General features: G+C 63.1%; 20 protein-coding genes and 2 pseudogenes. 11 read left to right on the top strand and 11 right to left on the bottom strand.

The genetic code is table 11. The features are described 5' to 3' along the window. Positions 1–93 precede the first annotated feature (93 nt). The 3 genes from AWB68_RS24470 to AWB68_RS24460 form a co-directional block, all read right to left on the bottom strand. Positions 94–1,686, bottom strand: a complete 1,593-nt coding sequence (locus AWB68_RS24470; RefSeq protein WP_200828784.1) for a flavin monoamine oxidase family protein — start codon at positions 1,684–1,686, stop codon at positions 94–96. Positions 1,687–2,035: 349 nt separating this feature from the next. Further along, positions 2,036–2,560 carry a hypothetical protein gene (locus AWB68_RS24465; protein WP_087646924.1) on the bottom strand — a complete coding sequence of 175 codons (525 nt, stop codon included), beginning with the start codon at positions 2,558–2,560 and terminating at the stop codon, positions 2,036–2,038. Continuing rightward, positions 2,548–3,165 (bottom strand): phosphorylase family protein, encoded by a 618-nt coding sequence (locus tag AWB68_RS24460; RefSeq protein WP_160110057.1) that lies wholly within the window; start codon positions 3,163–3,165, stop codon positions 2,548–2,550. The genes AWB68_RS24465 and AWB68_RS24460 overlap by 13 nt, the downstream gene beginning before the upstream one ends. 197 nt (positions 3,166–3,362) lie before the next feature. Between AWB68_RS24460 and AWB68_RS24455 the strand changes: the two genes are divergently transcribed. From AWB68_RS24455 to AWB68_RS24440, 6 genes and pseudogenes are all read left to right on the top strand, one after another. Continuing rightward, the gene (locus AWB68_RS24455; protein WP_087646922.1) at positions 3,363–3,803 is read left to right on the top strand and encodes a DUF6573 family protein; all 441 of its coding nucleotides are present in this window, start codon (positions 3,363–3,365) and stop codon (positions 3,801–3,803) included. 135 nt (positions 3,804–3,938) lie between these two features. Beyond that, positions 3,939–4,370 (top strand): antirestriction protein, encoded by a 432-nt coding sequence (locus AWB68_RS24450; protein ID WP_087646921.1) that lies wholly within the window; start codon positions 3,939–3,941, stop codon positions 4,368–4,370. A 212-nt stretch (positions 4,371–4,582) separates the two neighbouring features. After that, a pseudogene (locus AWB68_RS51500) lies at positions 4,583–4,708 on the top strand (DUF1643 domain-containing protein); the annotation flags it as partial. A 113-nt stretch (positions 4,709–4,821) separates the two neighbouring features. After that, positions 4,822–5,132, top strand: a pseudogene (locus AWB68_RS50825) (DUF1643 domain-containing protein); the annotation flags it as partial. Positions 5,133–5,343: 211 nt separating this feature from the next. Next, positions 5,344–5,478: an excisionase gene (locus tag AWB68_RS51495; RefSeq protein WP_160110056.1), complete on the top strand. Its 135-nt coding sequence runs from the start codon at positions 5,344–5,346 to the stop codon at positions 5,476–5,478. A gap of 113 nt (positions 5,479–5,591) precedes the next feature. Continuing rightward, complete coding sequence (locus AWB68_RS24440; protein WP_087646920.1) at positions 5,592–6,242, top strand: DsbA family oxidoreductase; 651 nt, start codon at positions 5,592–5,594, stop codon at positions 6,240–6,242. 35 nt (positions 6,243–6,277) lie between these two features. Here AWB68_RS24440 and AWB68_RS24435 read toward each other — a convergent pair whose 3' ends face one another. The 3 genes from AWB68_RS24435 to ypfJ all read right to left on the bottom strand — a co-directional run bounded on the left by AWB68_RS24435 (position 6,278) and on the right by ypfJ (position 9,670). Then, positions 6,278–7,123: a flagellar brake protein gene (locus AWB68_RS24435; protein ID WP_235028481.1), complete on the bottom strand. Its 846-nt coding sequence runs from the start codon at positions 7,121–7,123 to the stop codon at positions 6,278–6,280. A gap of 153 nt (positions 7,124–7,276) precedes the next feature. After that, positions 7,277–8,680: an LLM class flavin-dependent oxidoreductase gene (locus tag AWB68_RS24430; RefSeq protein WP_087646918.1), complete on the bottom strand. Its 1,404-nt coding sequence runs from the start codon at positions 8,678–8,680 to the stop codon at positions 7,277–7,279. A gap of 114 nt (positions 8,681–8,794) precedes the next feature. Next, positions 8,795–9,670: a KPN_02809 family neutral zinc metallopeptidase gene (gene ypfJ / locus AWB68_RS24425; protein ID WP_087646917.1), complete on the bottom strand. Its 876-nt coding sequence runs from the start codon at positions 9,668–9,670 to the stop codon at positions 8,795–8,797. A 227-nt stretch (positions 9,671–9,897) separates the two neighbouring features. On the opposite strand from ypfJ, the gene AWB68_RS48320 reads away from it, so the two are divergent. The 3 genes from AWB68_RS48320 to cydB all read left to right on the top strand — a co-directional run bounded on the left by AWB68_RS48320 (position 9,898) and on the right by cydB (position 12,557). Beyond that, positions 9,898–10,050 carry a hypothetical protein gene (locus AWB68_RS48320; protein WP_160110055.1) on the top strand — a complete coding sequence of 51 codons (153 nt, stop codon included), beginning with the start codon at positions 9,898–9,900 and terminating at the stop codon, positions 10,048–10,050. A 110-nt stretch (positions 10,051–10,160) separates the two neighbouring features. Continuing rightward, positions 10,161–11,552 (top strand): cytochrome ubiquinol oxidase subunit I, encoded by a 1,392-nt coding sequence (locus AWB68_RS24415; RefSeq protein WP_087646933.1) that lies wholly within the window; start codon positions 10,161–10,163, stop codon positions 11,550–11,552. Between the two features lie 3 nt (positions 11,553–11,555). Beyond that, a complete protein-coding gene (gene cydB, locus AWB68_RS24410; RefSeq protein ID WP_087646915.1) occupies positions 11,556–12,557 on the top strand; it encodes a cytochrome d ubiquinol oxidase subunit II in 1,002 nt (333 codons plus the stop codon). A gap of 160 nt (positions 12,558–12,717) precedes the next feature. Here cydB and AWB68_RS24405 read toward each other — a convergent pair whose 3' ends face one another. Together AWB68_RS24405 and mnmH are read right to left on the bottom strand one after the other, a co-directional pair. After that, the gene (locus AWB68_RS24405) at positions 12,718–13,764 is read right to left on the bottom strand and encodes a permease (RefSeq protein WP_087646914.1); all 1,047 of its coding nucleotides are present in this window, start codon (positions 13,762–13,764) and stop codon (positions 12,718–12,720) included. Between the two features lie 48 nt (positions 13,765–13,812). Beyond that, positions 13,813–14,880, bottom strand: a complete 1,068-nt coding sequence (gene mnmH / locus AWB68_RS24400; protein WP_087646932.1) for a tRNA 2-selenouridine(34) synthase MnmH — start codon at positions 14,878–14,880, stop codon at positions 13,813–13,815. Positions 14,881–15,216: 336 nt separating this feature from the next. Between mnmH and AWB68_RS24395 the strand changes: the two genes are divergently transcribed. Together AWB68_RS24395 and eutC are read left to right on the top strand one after the other, a co-directional pair. After that, a complete protein-coding gene (locus AWB68_RS24395; RefSeq protein WP_087646913.1) occupies positions 15,217–16,593 on the top strand; it encodes an ethanolamine ammonia-lyase subunit EutB in 1,377 nt (458 codons plus the stop codon). Then, complete coding sequence (gene eutC, locus AWB68_RS24390; protein ID WP_087646912.1) at positions 16,593–17,396, top strand: ethanolamine ammonia-lyase subunit EutC; 804 nt, start codon at positions 16,593–16,595, stop codon at positions 17,394–17,396. Before AWB68_RS24395 ends, eutC begins: the two co-directional genes overlap by 1 nt. Before the next feature lie 5 nt (positions 17,397–17,401). Here the strand turns inward: eutC and AWB68_RS24385 are convergent, their stop codons facing one another. From AWB68_RS24385 to AWB68_RS24375, 3 genes are all read right to left on the bottom strand, one after another. Next, complete coding sequence (locus AWB68_RS24385; RefSeq protein ID WP_087646911.1) at positions 17,402–17,575, bottom strand: DUF1328 domain-containing protein; 174 nt, start codon at positions 17,573–17,575, stop codon at positions 17,402–17,404. Between the two features lie 55 nt (positions 17,576–17,630). Further along, entirely contained in the window at positions 17,631–18,494 is an 864-nt protein-coding gene (locus AWB68_RS24380; protein WP_087646931.1) for an alpha/beta hydrolase, read from the bottom strand. Between the two features lie 177 nt (positions 18,495–18,671). Beyond that, a complete protein-coding gene (locus AWB68_RS24375) occupies positions 18,672–19,781 on the bottom strand; it encodes an OpgC domain-containing protein (RefSeq protein WP_087646910.1) in 1,110 nt (369 codons plus the stop codon). Positions 19,782–19,868 lie beyond the last annotated feature (87 nt).

Raw genomic sequence — 19,868 nt, 5'->3', positions numbered from 1 at the left:
AAATGCTGGTCACGATGCCGGAATCACCGGTCACGATAATCCGGAATTACTGGTCACGCTCGCCCGGAATACGCACTTAGGATCAGCGGCGGCCTATCCATTGACGATTCTCCGATGCAACCGGGTGATCGCATCCAGCGACGACAGCACGGCGCCTTCCTGCCATGCTGGGATATGGGAAGCGTGCTCTCCGGCAAGGATGATCCGTCCGTCGATCTGACAGAGATTCGCGTAATGCGCTTTTCTCAACGCCTCCGTCCACGCGGCAAAGCAGCCATTCGTGAACGGCGATCGGCTCCAGCTCATCGCGAAGCCGTTCTGGTACTCGCGCGCGTACTGCGGATGAATCTGGCTGCCCTGGCTCAATGCCACCGCGATCCGTTCAGCAGGGGGCAGTGCGCCCATCTCATAGCTGGCGGGCCCCCACATGTAGGCGCCGAGCAGCACCGCAGGACCGGTCGATCCGTAACCTGTTGCCGGATAGCCGATCGCCGAGATCGGCAAGTCGGTATGCGTGATGCCGCCGTAGATCTGCTCGTCTTCTTCCCAGAATCGCCGGCCAAATTGCAACCCGACTTTCACCGATGTCTCGTAGGGCACCGCATCGATCGCGGCGCGCATGGCCGGGCCGACCGCCATGTCGATCTGACTCAGAATCGAGAGCGGGATGGTGCACACCAGCCAATCCGCGTGCGCATTCCGTTCGGTTCGGGTGGTCGTATCGGTGTAGCGCACGGTGACGCCTCGCTCGTCCTGCAAGATGGCCGTGACTCTGGCGTTGAACACCACGGCGTTCGCGACCTGCGAATGAAGCGCATGGGCAATCCTGTCCATGCCGCCGACGGGTTGGAAAATGGTGCTCTGGAAGTCCTGCTCGTTTCCAGACGAGAGCCATTGCCACAAACTCGATGCAAGCAAAGGGTCGCGCGGGAGCAGAGTCGACGGCACCGCCTTGGGCATCAACCCACCGCCATGCGCGGTCGCGAATCCGCGGCGTTCACTGCTTCGCCGGCCCGCCTGGTAGCGACCATCCCGATCGAGCGCACCCCATTGGCGCAGGGATTCGAGTAGCAGATGCGCATCTTCGACTGACAACGCGTCATCGAGTGCGTCCTTGCGGATTGCTTTGGAAAGCAGCTCGGCGATATAGCCTTGATAGTCGGTCTGCACCGCCCGGAATCGTTGCGGCTTGCCACCAAAAGCCTCCGTCGAATGCAGGTATGCGTTGTAATTGACCTGGATGAACGGCTCGAGCGGCACCTTCAGGCGCTTTGCATAGTCGAGTACGCCCTGGTGGTGATACGGAATGCGCCACGGCCCCGGGTTCAGATAAAGCCCGTCAGCGAAATCGCAGTACTGGGTGGCACCGCCGAGTTCTGTATAACGATCACCGCCCCTGACAGTCCAGGCCCGACCACCCGCGCGGTCGTTGTACTCGAGCACCTGCACATGATAGCCCGCGTTCCTCAACTCAAAGGCCGCAACGAGGCCAGCCATGCCCGCACCGAGCACGAGAATTCGCGTTCCTTTGGGCGCGCCATCGAGTCTGATCGGTCCGGCGTAGGTCGAGGCAGCGGCGAACCCCAGCGTGCCCATGCCTTGCATCATGGCGGCCGCGCCGAGGTTCTTGCCGATCAGTGTCAGCAGGTGCCGGCGGCTCATCGCACTTGTGGTCATTCTCGACATAAGGACGTGGTGCCCCGACTGGAGAGAAAATCAGATGGCATCTCAGATTGCGAAGGCCCGAGTCATCTGGATTTGTATGTTGGGGGGTTGCGCTTGGGCGTATTGCAACGGATTGGTTCATTTTATGCGATCACCTGTCGAGCGTCGTGAATCGAACACCAGAAACACGGGTGGTGAGCGGATGATGTTGGTCGTCGCGCCCCCGTTGTGGCGCGAACGTCAGGAGGCTGCCTATTTCCAATGAAATCGCGCTTGAGACGAATTAAAGCGATGAACCGTTTCTTGTCACCCCGTGCGACTGTCCGTTACCAGGACGGTGGACTGCGCCCCGTGGTTACTTAGTTAGCCCTTAAAACACCCCGGGGTCGACGCCTCGATCATTTAGCGTCGTCTCATAAATCTGTATAAATTTCTGAAGTTGTGGGGCAGTCGAACTGCGAACTGCAATTAGCGCGCTGACAACACTCAGCACAGCTTGCCTTTCCTCGGCGTTCCACCGTGGAAAGTTCGTGACCGCGGCACGCACTTGCGCCGTCGTGCCGGCCGGACCGATTCCTCCTTTTGCCAGCGGTGGTAGCTTGTGAAGCACAACATCCAGACTTCCGTTCACGGCCCCGCTGAGATGCGGCAAGGTCGCTCCTGCGTAAATCTTAGCAGTATCAACAATGACGACCTGATAGACCATCGAAGCCGTTAAGAAATTAAGATTCGCGCCGTAGGTACCAACCCCCAATGACGCGTTCGTGACTACATTGCAACAGTTTGCCAATGTAGCCTCATCGACGGCGACCAATTCAATGGTCGAAGCAGGCAACCCGACATGCACCGATGGCGCTGCTGCGGTTGTTTCATAGAGCTTGGTCAGGCAAGACATATGTTCTCCTCGAGATCAGCCGTGCCAAACATGCCGACAATGTTCCCCGACGCGATGCAATCGTTATTGTCGATATGCAACTTCGGACCAGTTATTCCTGGAGGTTCGAGCAATCTTGGATTGAGTGAAACGTCGGCCAAGCCGGCTTTTCGCGACGCGGCCCGCCATACAGCGCCGTGCTTGAGCTTTACGGCACGAGCGTCTGCACTAAGGTAACAATCTAATACATGACCAGTGTGCCGATACTCTGTTTTCTCTATTCCACCGACCATTTTAACCTTTGCCTCTGTGTAGCCAAATACCCTACGCGGGACAATTACGTCCCCGAGGTGCACTTTGTCCGGTTCTAGAGATCCCGCGATCCCGATAAGAATGACCGTGGAAGGACGCCACGTCCTGACCGCTGCTTCTACAGCAGATTGCACGGGCGCTTCAGTCATCCTTCCAACACTTTGGATAACTACGGAAACGTCACCCGCATCCGTCGAAACGAGTCCCGTAGCGTAAACTTCCGGCCCTATCGTCTTCACTTGAAACTTGTGCTTTGATATTGTTTTCCTGATCACATCGTTAACGTAGAGAAATTCTTCGTCTAGTGGGATCACGATCAGGTAATCGACAATTGACGTCCGAATTCCTTCGACTGTGCGGTGGATTCCGCATTTGCTAAGCCGTATACCGCCCGCTGTTGACCCGATATCCGCAGCAACAGCACGACGGCCGGCCTTCCTGAAGTTTCACCCCATGGGGCATTGCGTCCCTCTGGGGGCGCATGCCCCTTTATCCGTCCAAGGAGCATGTCATGTCTGTCTACTACTACGATGTGCCTGTTTCAGCTGCGCCGTCACCGGCGCTTCGCCCGGCCTCACGCGAGCAACGTCTGCGCGACGGCGACCTGGTCGACCTGTCACGCATCGCCTGCGAGGCAGGCTTTAGGGCGCCGGTCGCGATGTCAAAAGAGGCGTTGAGCGTGTGCCTCGCCGGTCTATCCGACCTCGCTCCCGACGCTAGTCACGGCCCGTGTTCATCGTTCGTCGCGGCGAAGCGCCTGTGGTCCGTTTTGTGGGAGGCTGCCGCTGAAGTCATGCATCGACACGAAGACAACACCATTTTTTTTAGTGCTCGCCTCGATCCTGATGCCACCAGTGCCGAACCGGCCTCCGAGGTTCATTTGAAACTGGTCATTGATGCGGGAACCAATGATCGGCCGGTCGCAACGATCCTGCTGCCCGATCAGGACTAACCACCTCTGCCGCAACGGCGGCCAGGTTATTTGCCCCACTTGCCCTGCACTTGCCTGGTGCCGCTTTGTTGACCCGTCGCGGGGATGCATCCCCGCCAGGGGCCATGCTCCGCGACTTTTTTGCTGGAGATCATCATGCAACCTGACTCTGAAGTCGTGACATCGAACACCACCGTCAAGGCCGTGCGCGTCCCTGAATCAAAGCGCATGAACACACTGCCGCGCTATTTGGGACGGCAACTGATGATGGGTGAGGCACTGATTTACCAGTCGCTGCAATCCGTCTGTGATGCCTATTCAGGCGGCTTCTGGGACATCTTCGAACTGTCCAGCGGAGGCTTCTACATGATTTCGCGGCTGGAGGGGCCATTGCGCATCCAGTGCGAGGGCAACAGCTTCGATGGTGAGATGTCATGTGACGCCGCCGGAATCGTGGCCTGTCTGATGGCGTTCAATGCCCTTGCCTGGCAAACCCGCGAGATGCACTTCGGTGAGCTGTTTTACCAGTTGCGCGACTTCGCTGCACAGCACGCGGAGGCGGCATCGATATTGGCCGCCATTGACTGACCCTTCGTGCTGTCGCCGCCGATTCGCCTACCTTGACCCAGGGCGCCCCGCAAGGGGTGCCTTTCAGCACAGAGGCGTCCTCGTCGATACTCCGGCGTACGGAGATTCGACGCGCAAGAGGGTGTGACAGGCATTCGCAGCAGCGACGGACGTGTATATGGGCAGAAGCGAATGGAGTAAAACGTTGATCGACAGGAAAGGGAGGCGGATTGATGAGACACCTGACCGAGAAAAACCTCGCCGGAGAGCGAGGTGCACAGTTAAGCGACTGCGGCTCGTACCGATACCGGCTATGGCGCGAATGGGACACCTCGCGTCCAACGCTGGCGTTCCTGATGCTGAACCCCTCGACTGCAGATCATCTCAATGACGATCCGACTATCGCGTTCGGCGCCTTTCCCGAGCGGTTGCGAGCAACTTTGGACGGCTCGACGTCGCCAACCTTTTCCCACTCCGTGCGACCGATCCGGACGCGCTGCTCACCCACGCCGACCCCTTGGACCACGCGCTGCGGCCAACGGCGCGATCCTCGACCTGGTCGATTACGCATCGATGGTCATCTGCGCATGGGGCTCGCATCGCGCCGCGCCGACGCGCGCCGCAGAAGTGATGCACCTGCTTCGCATCACCGGTATGACAGGCAAGCTCTTCCATCTTGGGCTCAACCAGGACGGCAGTCCGAGGCACCCCGTATATGTCGCGGCCAGCACGCCGCCTCAGCCATTTGCTTTCCATCTGGTGTTGGCATGCGCGAGTTGGTGACAACCATAGGCCAGCAAGGAGGGTGACTCACGGCAGATCGACGTGCTCGCCATCGCTGATCGGGTCGAAGGGGTCACGTCCGTGACGCCGGCACCCCGCGCGACGACGTGCAATCGAATTCCATGACCGTCTTCTATCAAACGGGGACAACCAAGATGACGCACCAGAAAACCGAACCCCCGCGCGTGATGCGCGAACGTCTGGAGGCACCGTGGTTAAGCTGATTCCCGTCTCTTCGTGGGCGGCCGAAACGTTCGGCAGTCATTGCCCACACCGCAATACACTCCTGAACTGGATACGAAACGGCAAGATCACGCCGACACCGAAGAAAATCGGTCGATCGTAATTCTAATGACGTCCCTCTACCGGGACAGTCGGGGCAGTGAGCGGACTGAAGCAAAGCTCAAGGCAGGTTAGAATTTCGCACGATATTTCGGACGAATTTTGGACGCGCCTCATATGACAAGCCCATCGCTCTACATCGACGTCTGGTCGGATTTCGTCTGCCCGTTCTGCTATCTGCAGACGCCCGTCCTCGACCAGTTGCGCAACGCCTACGGCGACGCCGTCGAGATCCGCTGGCACGCTTTCGAACTGCGTCCCGAGCCGACGCCGCTGCCCGACGCGAACAGCGACGCCATCATCGATACGTGGGAAAAGTCGGTCTACCCGCTCGCCGCCGAGCGCGGCGTGACGGTGCGCCTGCCGCTTGTCAATCCGCGCAGCCGCAAGGCCTTCGAGACAGCGATCTTCGCGCGCGAGTCGAATCGCTACGACCTCGTGCACCGGGCGATCTTCAAGGCGTACTTCGAGGACGGCATCGACATCGGCGACACCGACGCGCTGCTCGACATCGCCGCGACCTGCGGCATCGATCCGGAATTGCTGGAGGAATCGATCGCGGAAGGCGAGTTCACCGATCTCGTGATCGAGGACGAAGACTTCGCGAAGTCGATCGGCGTGACCGGCGTGCCGTTCGCCGTGCTTTCGCGCGACGGCGCACCGGGCGAAGAGCCGCCCGCGCCGATCGCGTTGCGCGGCGCGGCGCCCGTCCAGCACTTCGAAGCGGCCGTCGAGCGGCTGTTCCCTGACGGATTTCCTGCGGGCTGAACGCCTGATACGTCCCGTCCGGCGTTCGTCGCGGCCTAGCTGTGCTCGGCCATGAACGACTTCAGCGCGATGCGCTGCGACGGCTCCAGCATTTCGAATTCGAGGCCGTACGCCGCGCTGTGATGGGTCGCATCGGGCTCCCCAACGTGGCGCACGATGGCATGCGTGTCGACGTGAACGTCGATGTCGTCGGTATTGAAGTGGAACGACACGCGCAGCCGCTGCCCGATCTGCGCGGTCGGCTCGACCACCGTCAGCGACATGCCGTACGGGCTGATGTCGCTCACCCGGCCGACTTGCGTCAACTCGGTCGCGCCATCGACCGAATAGCGCGCGGCCAGGCGCGTCGGCATCCGCGCGAACTTGCGCGCCCGCAAGCGCTTCACGCCGCCCGGCTCCGAAAGCACGACGTAATTGAACGGCTCGCGGCAAGTCGTATCGACGGTGCAGACGAAGCGGAACACGCCGCGCCCGGACAACGCCACCATCTCCACCTGCTCGCCGCGCACGAGTTCGAGCGGCGGCATGCCGGACATCACGGGCTGCGTGACGAAGAGCGCGCGCTCGCCGCTGCGCCGCCCGGACGAAACTCCGATCACCCGGCTCGCGTACATCGAGGAGCCGGTCCCGACCGTCCCGCGCAAGCCCACGCGCGCGCCGATCGCGAGGCCGATGTCGTCGAGCGTCATCTGCGCGTTGTCGCTTCGGCTCGGTTCCCCCGGCGCGACCGCCTCCGCTTCGGTCTCCCTGCGCCGATGCGGCTCGAAATGCCGGAACAGGAAGTCGCGCGCGGCTTCATTCGGCACGGTCGTGCCGGCGTCGAACAACAACGCCCCATCCTCGGCGACGACGGGCCATTCCAAAGGCGTCTGCAACGGCACATCTTCAGGCGCGAGGCGGACAAGCGCGGACAATAACGGCGCGGCAACCGGTTCTATTGACATTATTCGGGCGTTTAAGACGATTCCCGCAATCGTCCGATGTGCGCTGGTTTCCGTCAAGTCCTCACCGGAATTAACGCCCTTCCCTTACGGTCATGCGGTTTTCTTGACCGATTTGTCGTCGCAGGCGTGGCGCTCGTGGCGCTTGGCCGCCGCCGCGTGCGCAACCGGCAGATACGCGCGGCCCGCGCCGAAGATCTTCTCGCGCAAGGTGCCCGGCGCGTACCCGGTTTTATAGGCGCCGCGCGCCTGCAATTCCGGCACGACGAGATCGATGAAATCGCGGTAGCACTCCGGCGTCACGGTGCGCGCGAGGTTGAAACCGTCGATGCCGGTGTCCTCGATCCACGCGACGAGTTCGTCCGCGACCTGCGACGCGCTGCCGACGAGCGTCGGATAACGCCCGCCGAGTTGCAGTTCCTGGCTCAGGATGTCGGCGACGGTGCGTTCGCGGCCCGCCGCCGTGAGATTTTTCACGACCGACTGGATCGCGTTGTTCTTCACATAGCGGATCGGCTCGTTCGGCGCGTAGCGCGAAAAGTCGATGCCGCTCGAACTCGCGTAGTGCGCGAGACCGGCCTCGGGATTCGCGTAGCGGACGTAGTCGTCGTATTTTTCGCGGGCTTCGCGCTCGGTCGGCGCCGTGACGATCGACATGCCCATGAAGAACTTGATGTCGTCGCGCTGACGGCCCTCGCGCTCCACTTCGTCGCGCACGCCGCTCACCAGCTTGCGCAGCGTGCCGCGTTCCTGCTGCGAAACGAACACGCACTCGGCATGACGCGCGGCGAACGCCTGCCCGCGCCCCGACGATCCCGCCTGGAACAGCACCGGCGTGCGTTGCGGCGACGGCTCCGAGAGGTGATAGCCGTCGACGTCGTAGTACTTGCCGTGATGCACGATCCGATGCACGCGCGCCGGATCGGCGTACACGCGCCCGGTGCGGTCGGCGCGCACCGCGCCCTCTTCCCAGCTTCGCTCCCAGAGCGAATACGCGACGTCGAGGAATTCCTCGGCGCGGTCGTAGCGTTCGTCGTGTTCGATCTGCTGGCCGAGGCCCATCGCTCTTGCCGCGCTTTCCAGATAACCCGTCACGATGTTCCAGCCGATGCGGCCGTTGCTCAGGTGATCGAGCGTGGAGAAGCGTCGCGCGAGCAGATAGGGCGCTTCATACGTCAGGTTGACCGTGACACCGAAGCCGAGGTTTTGCGTCGCGGCGGCCATCGCGGAGACGGTCAGGAGCGGATCGTTGACCGGAAGCTGGATCGATTCCCGGAGCGGCAAGTCGACCGATTGCTGATAAACGTCGTACACCCCGACGATATCGGCGAGAAAAAGACCATCGAACAGTCCGCGTTCGAGGAGTTGCGCGAGTTCGGTCCAGTACGCGACGTCCTTGTAGCGCGTGGATTGATCGCGTGGATGCGTCCAGAGGCCGTGGTTGATATGGCCGACGCAATTCATGTTGAATGCGTTCAGCAGGATTTGTTTGGGCATGGCGAGGGATGGGCAAGCGGACGAATCGCTAGCGTAGCGACGCATCAACCGGCGCGGAACCGAGCATTTCTGCTTTGCTTATGAGCGGGCTACTTGACCTGCGCCCGCACAGCCTCAAAGCGACGCCGCCGAAAACGTATCGCACTGGCGGACATCGCCGCTCGTCAAGCCGCGCTTGAGCCAGCGCTGACGCTGCTCGCTCGTGCCATGCGTGAACGCCTCCGGCACGACGCGGCCTTGCGTCTCCTGCTGCAGCCGGTCATCGCCGATCGCGCCTGCCGCGTTCAGCCCTTCCGCGAAGTCGCCCGGCTCGATCAGCCTGGCGTTGTCGCGCTGCGCGGTCGCGGCCCACACGCCGGCAAAGCAGTCGGCCTGCAATTCGACGCGCACGGAAAGCTCGTTCGCCTGCTGGCGCGACATCCGTGAACGCGCGCTGTCGACCTTCGACGATATCCCGAGCACGTTCTGCACGTGATGTCCGACCTCATGCGCGATGACATAGGCTTGCGCGAAGTCGCCGCTCGCGCCGAAGCGTTCGCGCAGTTCGCGATAAAACGACAGGTCGATGTAGACCTTCCTGTCGGCGGGACAGTAGAACGGTCCCATCGCCGCCTGGCCGGTGCCACACGCGGTCTGCGTGCCGCCGGTGAAGAGCACGAGTTTCGGCGGCGGATAGTCCTGGTTGAATTGCGTGCGGAAGATTTCCTGCCAGGTGCGCTCGGTATTGCCGAGCACGCGCCGCACGAACACCGCGCCCGCGTCGTTGGCGGGCGGCTGGTTGGCGGGCGCCGCCTGCTGCTGCGGCGCATTGCCTTGCAACTGCGACGCGCCGTTGATGATCACCATCGGATTGATGCCGAGAAAGTACGAAGCGGCCAGCGCCACGACGATCGTCCCGATACCGATGCTCCCGCCACCGATACGAAACCCTCCTCCGCCGCCCCGGCGGTCTTCGACATTCTGGCTTTCCGCTTCGTCATCGAGGCGCATGTTGTTTCTCCGTTCCAGGGCGCAAGGGCGCGGCAAAAAAGCCGCTATGTTACTCGCCGGGTCTTTTGGCACGTTTGCCGACGTGACCACCTGGCACATTTCGCGGACTGTCTTGCTCACCAGCATTATCCGCACCATGGCGACCTTGGATCAAAAAAATCGACGGCTGACAAGTCCCTGATCGGAATCGAGCGGGCGGTAAAACAACTGCGTCAATCGCGCACGCAATGCTTGATGCAGTGCGGTCGATTGTCGCGGAAATGGTGCTCACCGCGCTTCCCCGCAAACTGCGCCACGTCTTGAAAATCAAGCGATTTCAGTCCCTTATGGATGCCGGAGCCTTGTATCTGCGGCATTTGCGCGCAATGAACGAAGCTTGACGCGACGCAACACACATCTCGAAAGCTCGCTAAGCTTCGACCGTCTCAAGCCCGACCACTCAACGACAGCGCGCGCCGTCGCAGACCCTGCGCGACGCGCCCAAGACATCATGCATTCGACTCCCGAAGCACTGGACCTTGCGCGGATTCAGTTCGCCTTTACCGTTTCATTCCACATCGTTTTCCCGGCGTTGAGCATCGGGCTCGCGAGTTTCATCGCCGTTCTCGAAGGCGCGTGGCTGAAAACCGGCAAGCCCGTCTACAAGGAACTGTGCCTGTTCTGGTCGAAGGTGTTTGCGGTCGCGTTCGGCATGGGCGTCGTGTCGGGTGTCGTGATGAGCTACGAATTCGGCACCAACTGGGGCGGCTTTTCCAGCTTCGCCGGGCCGATCACCGGCCCGTTGCTCACGTATGAAGTGATGACCGCATTCTTCCTCGAAGCCGGCTTCCTCGGCATCATGCTGTTCGGCTGGAACAAGGTCGGCAAGAAGGCGCACTTCGGCGCCACGCTGATGGTCGCGATCGGCACACTGATCTCCACGTTCTGGATTCTCGCGTCCAATAGCTGGATGCAGACCCCGCAGGGCTTTCGCATCGAAGGCGATCACGTCGTGCCGGTCGACTGGTTCGCGATCATCTTCAATCCGTCGTTTCCGTATCGTCTCGCGCACATGGCGATCGCGGCGTTCATCGTCGCGGGGCTCGTCGTGGCGGCGACGGGCGCGTGGCATCTTCTGAAGGGCCGCCGCGACCCGGCCATCAGGAAGATGTTCTCGATGGCGCTCTGGCTGCTGCTCGTCCTCACGCCGTTGCAGGCGATCGTCGGCGATGCGCACGGCATCAACACACGCGAGCATCAGCCGGCGAAGATCGCGGCGATCGAAGGCCTGTGGGAAACCGAGAAAGGCGGCACGGCGCTCAACCTGTTCGGCATCCCCGACATGCAAGCGGAAACGACGAAGTACGCCGTCTCGATTCCGCATCTGGGCAGCCTGATCCTCACGCATAGCTGGGACGGCGAGATTCGCGGGCTCAAGTCGTTTCCGAAGGACGAGCGCCCGAATTCGACCGTCGTCTTCTGGAGTTTCCGGATCATGGCGGGCCTCGGCGTGCTGATGATCGCGATGTCGGCGGTCGCGTGGCTGCTGCGCCGTCGCGGCAGGCTCTACGAATTGCGCGGGTTCCTGCGCTGCGTCCTCGCGATGGGACCGACCGGGTTCATCACGCTGCTCGCCGGTTGGGTGACGACCGAAGCCGGCCGTCAGCCGTGGGTCGTGTACGGCGTGATGCGCACCGCCGACGCCGTCTCGCCCGTGACCGCGCAGCAGGTCGGCGTATCGCTTCTCGTGTTCGTGATCGTCTACACGCTCGTGTTCGGCACCGGCATTTACTACCTGCTGAAGCTGCTGAAACACGGCCCGGCGCTGCCCGGCATGGACCACGCCATCCACCCCGGGCGACCCACTTTGAGCGCCGTCAACCAATCGATCGAAGGAGCGTAAATCATGGATCTCACCGTTGCATGGGCCGCGATCATCGCGCTGGGCGTGCTGATGTATGTCGTGCTGGATGGCTTCGATCTCGGGATCGGCATTCTCTTCCCGCTCTTCCCCGGCGAACACGACCGCGACGTGATGATGAACACCGTCGCGCCCGTCTGGGACGGCAACGAGACCTGGCTCGTGCTCGGCGGCGCGGGACTGTTCGCCGCGTTCCCGATGCTGTATTCGACCGTGCTCTCCGCGCTCTACCTGCCGCTCGTGCTGATGCTCGCGTGTCTGATCTTTCGCGGCGTGTCATTCGAGATTCGCGCGAAGGCGTCGCGCACGAAGCATCTGTGGGACCTGGCGTTCATTGGCGGATCGGCGGGCGCGACGTTCTTTCAGGGCGTGGCGCTCGGTGCGTTCCTCGATGGCATCCCGGTCGCCGACGGCCGTTTCTCCGGCGATGCGTTCGGCTGGTTCACGCCGTTCAGCATGTTCACCGGCGTCGCGCTGGTCGTGACTTATGGGCTGCTTGGGTGCTGCTGGCTCATCGCGAAGACCGAAGGCGATCTGCAACGGCGTTTTTATCGGATCGTGTGGCCGCTCACCGTGCTGCAACTCGCGACGATCGCCGTCGTCAGCGTCTGGACGCCGTTTCAGGATCAGGGCATCGCGATGAGGTGGTTCGATTCGCCGATGTTTTATCGGCTGCTGCCGGTGCCGGTGCTGGTGGCTGCGTGCGCGTGGATCATGCGGCGCTCGATTCGCTCGCGGCACGAGACGCGGCCGTTCTTGATGGCGCTCGGGTTCGTGCTGCTTGGGTTTGCAGGGCTCGTCGTGAGCATTTCACCGGACGAGGTTCTGCCGGGCGTTTCGCTGTGGGATGCCGCCGCGCCGCACTCGAGCCAGTTGTTCACGATTGTGGGGGCGGCGGTTATTTTGCCGGTCATCGTGGCGTATACCACGCTGGGATATTGGGTCTTCAGAGGGAAGGTGCGCCATGGCGAACATCACTATCACTAGGCGCGAGCAGCTCTCGCGAGTGGCGTGGTTTCTGGCGCTGTGGCTCGCCGGGGTTGGAGGGGCGATGCTGCTCGCAATGCCGTTCAGGTTGCTCATTCAAGCGGGGGCCAGGGTCGCTGGCGCTTGAGGGGTGCGGTGGTATTTACGCCGTTTGCTGCGCTCAAAATCGCATCGCAATCGCCCCCGCCACGATGCCGAACCCAACGACCGCCACCGATACCAGCACCAAAACCCGCCTCGGAAACGACCGCCCCAACATCACCAGCGACGGCACGCTGATCGGCGGCAACGTCATCAAAAGCGCGCCGGCCGGCCCCGTGGCCATCCCCAGCGACAGCATCGCCTGAATGATCGGCACTTCGCCGGCAGTCGGGATCACGAACAGCATCCCCGCCACCGCGAACGCGACGATCCACAGCACACTGTTGTCGATGTCCGGCCCGATGTGCGGAAAGAGCCACGCGCGCGCCGCGCCAAGCAGCAACACGAGCACAATGTATTCCGGCACGAGCCGAACCGTCATGCGGCCAAGAATCCTGAGCCAGCGCGTGAACGCGGTACCCGGGTCCTCCTCGTCGATCATCTGCTTGAGCGCCTCGCGCGAAGCCTCCGCTTCCTTCGGCGTCACCATCCGGTTCACGAGATAGCCAAGCCCGAACACCATCAGCACACCCAGCCCGAGCCGCAAGCCCGTCCACTGCCAGCCGAGCACGAACCCCATGAACACCAGCGCCGCAGGATTCAACACGGTGTTGCCCAGCCAGAACGCGATCGCGGCGCCCGGCGCCGCTTGCCGCGCGCGCAGGCCCGCCACCACCGGCGCCGCGCAACACGTGCACATCATGCCCGGCAGCGACATCAAACCACCGTTCACGACGCTGCCAAAATCGCTCCGGCCCAGCGCGCGCACCACCCACTGCGGCGGAATCAGCGCCTGAACGGCGGAGCCGAGCAAGAGACCCAGCACCATCGCCTGCCAGATCGCCTTGCCATACGCGAGCGCATAGTCGAGCGCGGCCTTGAGCGACGGCTCGGGCGCGCTCGCGGCAGTGCCCATCAGGATCGACTTGCCGATCGAATGCTGGCTCGCCGCGACAAACGCGCGGTTGTAGTACGGGAACCACTTCACGTAGAACAGGCCGATCACGGCGATCAGCAGAAACGTCACAAGTCCCAGCGCGACGCGCGGTTGTCGAATTGTGCTCATGGTGTGCAAGCGGTTGGATTGTTGGTTTCGGGATTCGGGATCGGTGGTTCAGCCAATCGCCACGGCGGGTTCATTCAGTTGCGCGAGAAGCGCCCTCGCCTGCTCGACGCTGTCTTCGTCGTTCGGGCGAAACAGGACATGCGTCGCCTTCGCCAGTTCGCTGAAATGCGCGCCGCTGCTGCGCGCATAGGCCGGATCGTAGTGCAGGTCGATCAGTTCGCCAAATAATTCCGCGCGCGCGTCTTCGTCGATCAACCGATGCCAGCGCGTCACGCGCTCGCGGCTGTGCAGCCCGATCAGCTTCGACAACTGCTGCTTGAAGAACGCGGGCTCGTCGAAGAGATGGCCGTAGTCCTGCAACAGGAACGCGATGCGGTCGTCGTGGCTCGCTTCCACCTCGACGCACGCTCCCTGATGAAACGTCGTCAACAGCGACTCGGGCAGCGTGATCGAGCCGATGCGCCGGCTCTCCGCCTCGACGAACACGGGCCGCGAGGCGTCGAAGCCGCGCAGCACGCCGACGAGCGCCGAATCGAAGCCCTTCTGCGACGGCTGCGCCTCGCCGGGCAATGCGCCGAGCAGCGATCCGCGATGCGCGGCGAGCGCTTCGAGATCGAGGACCTGCGCGCCGGCTTCGCGCAGCGCCTGCAGGAGCCGCGTCTTGCCGCTGCCCGTGTGCCCGACGAGCGCGACATAGCGGAAGCGCACGGGCAGCGTGTCGAGCCGGTCGAGCGTGGCGCGCCGGTACGACTTGTAGCCGCCTTCGAGCTGGCGGGCCTGCCAGCCGATCAGGTTGAACCACGTCGTCATCGAGCCGGAGCGTTTGCCGCCGCGCCAGCAATAGATGAGCGGCCGCCAGTTCTTCGGGCGGTCGGCGAAGGTCGTGTCGAGATGCTGCGCGATGTTGCGCGCCACCATCGCCGCGCCGACCCGGGTCGCCTCGAACGGTGACACCTGCTTGTACATCGTGCCGACGATCACGCGCTCCTCGTTGCTCAGCACGGGTGCGTTGATCGCGCCGGGAATGTGATCCTCGGCAAATTCGAGCGGCGTGCGGACGTCGACGATCTCGTCGAAATCGTTGAGCCGGCTCAGGTTCACGAGCAGATTTTTCAAGGTGACAAGGCGCTTTTTCGACGTTGGATGCGGACGCGAATTATCGCATGGGGGCGGTTTGGCGGTCGGCGTCGAGATTTTCAGAGTCCATGGGAGAATCGAGCGATATCCGCTGAATTCCGGCAACGCCGGCGCAACATTGCGCAGGCCGATGCGCTGGGCGCAAAATCGATGCATGAGCAGCAACGGGGCCTGAGTAAGGCGCATGGGACGAGAGTAAGCGCCAACTCTGGCCGACCGCCGTGCATGGGGCCAGAGTAAGGCGCATGGGACGAGAGTAAGCGCTAAAGCGCTAACTCTCGTCGACAGCGCCAACTCTGGCCGACAGGAGACCCCATGAGCTTCAGCGAGACCATCGGTGCGCGAACCTACCGCTTCGACACGTTGAAAACACTGCTCGCGAAAGCGGGCCCACTACGCTCCGGCGACCAGCTCGCGGGCCTCAGCGCAGCGACCGAGGAAGAACGCGTCGCCGCGAAGATGGCGCTCGCGAACGTGCCGCTGCGCGCGTTCCTGAGCGAAGCGGTGATTCCCTACGAAGACGACGAAGTCACGCGCCTAATCATCGACGACCACTCGCCACAGGCGTTCGCCCCGATTTCGCACCTGACCGTCGGCGACTTCCGCAACTGGCTGCTCGCCAGCACCACCGATACCAACGCGCTCGTTCAAGTCACAGCGGGCCTCACGCCGGAGATGGTCGCGGCGGTGTCGAAGCTGATGCGCAACCAGGACCTGATCCTGGCGGCAAAGAAGCGCCCGGTCGTCACGCGCTTTCGCAACACGATCGGGCTGCCGGGGCGCATGTCGGTGCGCCTGCAGCCGAACCATCCGACCGACGACGCCAAGGGCATCGCGGCATCGATGTTCGATGGCCTGATGTACGGCTGCGGCGACGCGGTGATCGGCATCAATCCCGCGTCGGACTCGCTGACGGTGATTACGTCGCTGCTCGACATGATCGACGAATTCCGCCAGCGCTACGACGTGCCGACCCAATCGTGCGTGCTAACCCACGTGACCAACACCATCGCGGCGATCGAAAAAGGCGCGCCAGTCGATCTCGTGTTCCAGTCGATCGCGGGCACGCAGAAGGCGAACGCGAGCTTCGGGGTGACGCTGAAGCTGCTCCAGGAAGCGCGCGAGGCGGGGTTGTCGCTCGGGCGCGGGACCGTCGGCGACAACCTGATGTACTTCGAAACCGGCCAGGGCAGCGCGCTCTCGGCGAATGCGCATCACGGCGTCGACCAGCAGACGTGCGAAGTGCGCGCGTATGCCGTGGCGCGCAAGTTCGAGCCGTTGCTGACGAATACCGTGGTCGGCTTCATCGGCCCGGAATATCTGTACGACGGCCGGCAAATCATTCGCGCGGGCCTCGAGGATCACTTCTGCGGCAAGCTGCTCGGCGTGCCGATGGGCTGCGACATCTGCTACACGAATCACGCCGAAGCCGATCAGGACGACATGGACACCCTGCTCACCTTGCTCGGCGTCGCCAACGTCAATTTCATCATGGGCGTCCCCGGCGCCGACGACGTCATGCTCAATTACCAAAGCACATCGTTTCATGACGCGCTGTACGTGCGCGAGGTGCTGGGCCTGAAGCGCGCGCCGGAGTTCGAAGCGTGGCTCGAAGCGATGCGCATCACCGATCAACGCGGCACGCTGCTCACGCAGGCGACACAGCCGCTCATCGAATGGATGGGCGCGTAATGGACGACCAGCCGGTATCGCCCGTCGACGAGAATCCGTGGGACGCCTTGCGCCGCTTCACGAACGCGCGCATCGCATTGGGGCGCGCGGGCAGCAGCCTGCCGACCGCGCCGCTGCTCGCGTTCAATCTTTCGCATGCGCAGGCGCGCGACGCGGTGCATCAGCCGCTCGATACCGCCGCCCTGCACGACGCCTTGCGCGCGGCAGGATTCGACACGCTCGATGCCCAGAGCGCGGCGCCGGATCGCGATCATTACCTGCGCCGGCCCGATCTCGGCAGGACGCTCTGCGACGCAAGCGCCGCGTCGATCGCAGCGCTCGCGGCTGACACGAGCGAGCCGCCGGAACTGGTGTTCGTAGTCGCCGACGGGCTTTCCGCCTACGCCGCGACGCGTCACGCGGTGCCGTTCCTCACGGCACTCCGTGCGAAGCTCGGCGGCTGGAGCATCGGCCCGGTCGTCGTGGCGACGCAGGCGCGCGTCGCTCTCGGCGATGGCATCGGGGAGCTTTTACGGGCGCGGATCGTCGTCGTGCTGATCGGCGAGCGGCCGGGCCTCAGTTCTCCCGACAGTCTCGGCATCTATCTGACCTACGAGCCGCGCATCGGACGAAGCGACGCCGAGCGCAATTGCATCTCGAACGTGCGTCCCGAAGGGCTCGGCTATGAAGCGGCCGCGTTCAAGCTGCACTATCTGCTGAACGAGGCGCGTCGATTGAAGCTGACGGGCGTCGGTCTGAAGGATCACAGCGATGCGCTCATTGCGTCGCCGGCGCAAACCGGCGGCGCGATCGAATCGGGCTGAAGGCGCTACAACACCAGCGACCCCGCCGAAATCGCGACCACCAGGAAGATCACGAACAGGATCAGGAAGATGAAGAAGCAGATCTTCGCGATGCCGGCGGCACCGGACGATACGCGTCCGAAGCCGAAAAATCCGGCGACCACCGAAATGATCGCGAAGAGGATGGCAAGCTTGAGCATGACGAATCCATTATTTTGATCGACGTGGGACCGGTCAAGCAAGCCTCGTACCCGTTCAATGCATGCAGGCGAGCGAGTATTTGAGTCCTTCGGCGAGCAACGCGCTCCACACGGACCACGTATGCCCGCCATCGATGATCCGCAACTCGGCCGGCTGGTTCGCCTCGCGCAGATGCGTATAGAGCTGCGAGGCTTCGGCCTGGATGCGCAGATCGTCGTCTCCGGCTGCGATGAACATCGGCACGCGGTAACCCCGGCTCAGGTACGCCTGCCATTGCGCGGGATAGTTCAGCGAGCGCCACACGCGCGGATCGAACTGCCGTTCGCCGAAGACGCGCACATAGCGCGCCGCCGAGCCGATCGGCGGATCGCCCGAATAGATCGCCGGACCGAGCAGCATCGCGCCGCAGAAGCGTTGCGGACGCGTCATCGCGTAACGCAGCGCGCCGAAGCCGCCCATCGACACCCCGCCGATCGCGCGTCCGTCGCGGCCCGTCTGGACGGCGTAATGCGTTTCGATCTCCGGCAGCAGTTCCTCGAAGAACGCGGTTTCGATCGGCTCCTTGCGATCGACGTACCAGTCGGTGCCGCCCTGCGGCATCACGATCAGCAAAGGCGCAATCTCGTGCCGCGCGATCAGGCCATCGACGATGCGCTGCAAATGCCCTTGCGTGATCCAGTCGGAGGCGTCGCCGCCGCTTCCGTGCAGAAGGTACAGCACGGGATAGCGGTCCTCGCGCGGCGCATAGCCGGGCGGCAGATAGAGAACATAAGGCCAGTCGCGGTCGAGTGCTTCGGAGTGCATCGTGCGCGTCAGCACCTTGCTGCCCGCCGCCGAGGTAATTACCGCAGGCAAAGGTTTCGGCACGACGGCGGTCGTCGCATGGGCCTGATTCGGCGCGACCGACTCACTCACCATTGGCGACGAAAGATGCGGCGCCGCGTGAGCGGCAGCCGTCGCCGTGGTCGCGATAAAACAGACCGTTAGTAGCTTTTCGACGCGCGCGGCGATGCGGTTGGCAAAGGACATTCGGGGTGTCGTCGAGGAAGAGCGGCGGTTTCCACGGACGCCGCTCGCAGGGAAACGGCTTGCGGTTCAGCGGGCGCTGCGGGCGTCGAGCGCGGGTTTTGGCGTGATCGCGTGCATCAGCGGACGCCGCAGTTGCGGCACCGCGAGCAGCATCGAAATCGCGACGGCATCGGCGGCGAGGCCGAGCGGCACGTCGATCAAACCGCCCGTCAGCGTGAACAGCACTGAATCGACAACGAGCGAGATCACCGCGCCCGCGACGAAGCAAACCATCCCGTCGCGCCCCACGGCGCCTATCCACGGCAAGCGCGCCGCGAGTTTCTTCACCACGCCATGACGCACCAGATGCGCCACGAGCCACGCAATCGCCAGGAAGTTCGCGATGCGGGCGCCGGCCAGATTGCGCTTGAAGTCGCTGTCGATGACGGCGGGGAGCACAAAGAGCTTGTAGTACGCCAGGCCGGCGACGACCGCGAGCGCCGCCGCACTCACCACCCAGCCGAACCGGTGCGACGTGACCCGCTGGTAAATCGGCTGGCAGCGCGCCAGAATGCCGAGCACGAACATCAGTTGCCAGGCGGCGGGGTTGAAATCCCAGAGATTGTCGTCGACGGAAGGCAGGTAATCGACGATCTGCGGCGCGAGAGCCCACAGCACGACGCTCGCGCCAAGCAAGAGCCACGGCTTCGTGCGCGCGAGCGGCAGCATCACCGGCACGGCGAGCGCGAAGAACGCGTACATCGGCAGCACCGCGGCGAGGTACGGCTGGCGCTTGAGCAGCAGAATATCGGCGATGGAAGCGACCGGCGCGCTGAGGAGGCTGTCGAGATCGCCGGTCGCGAGATTCGGCGCGCTGCCGTAGAACGGTCTCAGCACGAAGCTCGCGAGCAGCATCAGCGCGGCGGTGACGAGAAACGCGCGGTAGATTTCGAGCGAGCGCTTGAGGAAGCGGCCGCGCGCCACGCTCTCCGACTGACGCGCCGCCAGCGATGCATACGCGGTCGCCGTCGCGAAGCCGCCGAGGAAAACGAAGACTTCGGCGGCGTCGTTCAGCGCGAACGCGTGGAGCGTGAAGCGCGACAGCATGCTGCCGCCGATGTGATCGACGACGATGACGAGCAGGACAAGACCACGAAAGAAGTCGAGTTCGGCGAAGCGTTGAGATTTTCCCTGCATGCGGCGTTCGGGTAGCGCCTGCGCGCGGCAGGCAATGACAAGGCGAAGCCGCGCGTGCGGCTCAGACGGACTTGGAGTTTACCCTAA

Source organism: Caballeronia choica (genome assembly GCF_001544535.1).
GTDB classification, from domain to species: domain Bacteria; phylum Pseudomonadota; class Gammaproteobacteria; order Burkholderiales; family Burkholderiaceae; genus Caballeronia; species Caballeronia choica.
Note: the sequence above shows the minus strand (reverse complement) of the source record. Positions and strands in the feature narration are given on the sequence as shown.

Bases quoted from the DNA above. Each gene is read 5' to 3' on its own strand.
- AWB68_RS24470 (WP_200828784.1), bottom strand. From the start codon at position 1,686: ATGTCGAGAATGACCACAAGTGCGATGAGCCGCCGGCACCTGCTGACA.
- AWB68_RS24465 (WP_087646924.1), bottom strand. From the start codon at position 2,560: ATGTCTTGCCTGACCAAGCTCTATGAAACAACCGCAGCAGCGCCATCG.
- AWB68_RS24455 (WP_087646922.1), top strand. From the start codon at position 3,363: ATGTCTGTCTACTACTACGATGTGCCTGTTTCAGCTGCGCCGTCACCG.
- AWB68_RS24450 (WP_087646921.1), top strand. From the start codon at position 3,939: ATGCAACCTGACTCTGAAGTCGTGACATCGAACACCACCGTCAAGGCC.
- AWB68_RS24440 (WP_087646920.1), top strand. From the start codon at position 5,592: ATGACAAGCCCATCGCTCTACATCGACGTCTGGTCGGATTTCGTCTGC.
- AWB68_RS24430 (WP_087646918.1), bottom strand. From the start codon at position 8,680: ATGCCCAAACAAATCCTGCTGAACGCATTCAACATGAATTGCGTCGGC.
- ypfJ (WP_087646917.1), bottom strand. From the start codon at position 9,670: ATGCGCCTCGATGACGAAGCGGAAAGCCAGAATGTCGAAGACCGCCGG.
- AWB68_RS48320 (WP_160110055.1), top strand. From the start codon at position 9,898: ATGCTTGATGCAGTGCGGTCGATTGTCGCGGAAATGGTGCTCACCGCG.
- AWB68_RS24415 (WP_087646933.1), top strand. From the start codon at position 10,161: ATGCATTCGACTCCCGAAGCACTGGACCTTGCGCGGATTCAGTTCGCC.
- cydB (WP_087646915.1), top strand. From the start codon at position 11,556: ATGGATCTCACCGTTGCATGGGCCGCGATCATCGCGCTGGGCGTGCTG.
- AWB68_RS24405 (WP_087646914.1), bottom strand. From the start codon at position 13,764: ATGAGCACAATTCGACAACCGCGCGTCGCGCTGGGACTTGTGACGTTT.
- AWB68_RS24395 (WP_087646913.1), top strand. From the start codon at position 15,217: ATGAGCTTCAGCGAGACCATCGGTGCGCGAACCTACCGCTTCGACACG.
- eutC (WP_087646912.1), top strand. From the start codon at position 16,593: ATGGACGACCAGCCGGTATCGCCCGTCGACGAGAATCCGTGGGACGCC.
- AWB68_RS24385 (WP_087646911.1), bottom strand. From the start codon at position 17,575: ATGCTCAAGCTTGCCATCCTCTTCGCGATCATTTCGGTGGTCGCCGGA.
- AWB68_RS24380 (WP_087646931.1), bottom strand. From the start codon at position 18,494: ATGGTGAGTGAGTCGGTCGCGCCGAATCAGGCCCATGCGACGACCGCC.
- AWB68_RS24375 (WP_087646910.1), bottom strand. From the start codon at position 19,781: ATGCAGGGAAAATCTCAACGCTTCGCCGAACTCGACTTCTTTCGTGGT.